2 protein-coding genes are annotated in these 2,585 nt (G+C 44.8%); one reads left to right on the forward strand and one right to left on the reverse strand.

Annotated features, from left to right (window positions below):
• Window positions 1–82: 82 nt before the first annotated feature.
• The gene (locus tag BJP37_RS20260) at window positions 83–928 is read left to right on the forward strand and encodes an SDR family oxidoreductase (protein ID WP_075901454.1); all 846 of its coding nucleotides are present in this window, start codon (window positions 83–85) and stop codon (window positions 926–928) included.
• A 118-nt stretch (window positions 929–1,046) separates the two neighbouring features.
• On the opposite strand, the gene dacB is transcribed toward BJP37_RS20260, so the two are convergent.
• Window positions 1,047–1,985 (reverse strand): D-alanyl-D-alanine carboxypeptidase/D-alanyl-D-alanine endopeptidase, encoded by a 939-nt coding sequence (gene dacB, locus BJP37_RS20265; protein ID WP_075901456.1) that lies wholly within the window; start codon window positions 1,983–1,985, stop codon window positions 1,047–1,049.
• Window positions 1,986–2,585 lie beyond the last annotated feature (600 nt).

Consider the following 2,585-nt stretch of genomic DNA (forward strand, 5'->3'; position numbering starts at 1 on the left):
ATTCCCGATTCCCGATTCCCGACTCCCGACTCCCGACTCCCTGTTCCCTGTTCCCGATTCCCTGTTCCCTATAGATTCAACCATGACCTTCAATCAACAGCACGCCATTATCACAGGGGGCTCCAGTGGGATTGGCAAAGCTACTGCCAAATTATTAGCCCAGAAGGGAGCTAATCTGACTTTGATTGCTAGGGATACAGCTAAGCTAGAGCAGGCTAAAGTCGAGATTGAAGCCATGGGAACCCATCCGCAACCAAAAATTCTCACTATTTCTGCTGATGTTTCCCAGCAGATACAGGTAGAAGCAGCTATTGAGCAAGCAATTAACCAAATCGGTCCTGCTGACCTATTAATCACTAGCGCTGGTATTGCTCATCCCGGTTACTTCCAAGAGCTGCCCATAGAGGTATTTGAACAAACCATGGCAGTTAACTATTTTGGTTCCCTCTATGCTATTAAAGCAGTACTACCCACCATGGTAAAGCAACACAAGGGTCATATTGTACTGCTATCTTCCGGTGCTGGACTGATTGGTATTTATGGCTATACCCCTTACAGTCCCAGTAAATTTGCCCTGCGGGGTTTAGCGGAATCCTTGCGGGGTGAGTTAAAGCCCCAAGGCATTCATGTTTCTATTGTCTATCCTCCTGATACCGATACCCCACAACTGGAAGCCGAAAATAAAACCAAGCCCCTGGAAACTAAGATGATTACTGGCAGTGCCCAGATGTGGAGTGCAACTGCCGTAGCTGATCAGATTGTACGAGGTATTGAGAAAAAGCAGTTTGGGATCATGCCAGGATTCGAGATGACATTACTAGGCCGGTTCCATAGTTTGCTCGCTCCAGTATTGAATTGGTATTTTGATCGGATTGTTACAGGGAATCGGGAATCGGGAATCGGGAATCGGGAATCGGGGGAAGACTAGTTTGAAGGATTAGACAGTCGGGAGTCGGGAGTCGGGAGTCGGATAATTACCCTTGATAAAAATCTCCCCATCTCCCCATCTCCCCATCTCCCCATCTCCCCATCTCCCCACACAATCTCTATGAATTACAAGGCATCAGCTGAGTTAAGCGCAGAACAATCTGATCAATTCCCTTTTCTAAGACTTTTCCTGACTGGGATGGTTGATTAACCATGATGCTAAACACGATAGTGCCGTAATCGGGATGTTCGAGATATCCAGACAGAGCTTTAACTCCTCTGAGGGTGCCGGTTTTGGCTTGAACTTTGGTTTGTGTAGAGGGATGACGCAACCGATTTTTGAGAGTACCGCTCACTCCCGCCACCGGTAAAGAGGCTAGGAAAACTTGGTTATTATTGGCATCACTCATCCCTTTGAGAGTGGTTATAAATGCCTCCGGAGTCGCTAAATTTTTCCGGGATAAGCCAGACCCATCTACCAGTCGATAACTATTAGGGTCAACTCCCAATTCTGCCAAAGCATCCTGCACTGCTTCCGACCCGCCAATATAGCGCAATAACGTATCAGCATAACTATTGTGGCTTTTTAGATTCGTTATCTTCACCCATTCTTTCATTGACTTAGATCGAATAGGAGTATTGGGATGAACCTTGTTTAATGCTGCCGCTGTAGTTAATAGTTTGATGTTAGAAGCAGGGATCAAGTATTGATTAGCATTGTGGCTGTAGAAAACCTTCTCTTCCGATAATGATTCAACCACAATCCCCCATTTCCCTCTCGCCAAGGAAGGATGATCGATAATCGAGTCAATCACTGGTGGCAGAAACTCCGGACAAATGCCATTCTTGTTCGTTTCCGGAGGGGGAACAGGGATTTTAATGGAATCGGTCGGAGCTGTCTCTGGAGGAAGCACAGAAATTTCTAGAGATTTTCCCTCTTGCCTTAAGTCCGCAACTGTTCTAGCGTTAGCTTTTCTAGAGGTAATAGGAGATACCGTAGTGAGCACAGCTACAGTTAGCATTCCTAAGGATTTCAACCAATAATTCAATTGGGTCATAGTGAGGTAGTCGTGTTGCTACAGTTCAACAGGCACTAACAAATTAAAAAAAGTCTTGGTAGTGTAGGATTTTATTCCAAACTACATCCTACATGATTTTTGAAAACACCGATATTTTTTTCCTTTTTTAATTAAAAATAAGCATCCCAAAACTCAACACATTATCATAATCCATAGAAAAACTATAACTAGTGTTTCAATATTCCTGAATTTTATTCAAAAACAGATTAAATTTCGATGAATATTAGATGAATTTATCCATTTTTTTTTTAAGATTCCTCTTGGGTTTGAGTCCCTTGGGTTTAAGTTTAAAGTTGAACGGGCACGCGTGGCCATTCGCGTAGCGTGGCCATTCGCGTAGCGTGGCCCAAAGGCCAAGGCCAAGGTTAAAGGTTTAAGGTTATTTGGTTTTTCCCATAGCATGGCCTTTTGGCCAAGGTTACAGGTTTAAGGTTCTTAGCCATTAACCTTCGAGTCAGGTAGGCTTAAGGGAGGCTTTGTGTTAGTCCACCCATAAGCACTTCAATTCTTGATGCAAAGCGCGAGTGGGGGAAACCACGGCAGTCGCTCATGGGGGGAACCCCCAAGACCGCGCTGCCT

The organism is Moorena bouillonii PNG, assembly GCF_001942495.1.
In the GTDB taxonomy this organism is placed as follows: Bacteria; Cyanobacteriota; Cyanobacteriia; order Cyanobacteriales; family Coleofasciculaceae; genus Moorena; species Moorena bouillonii.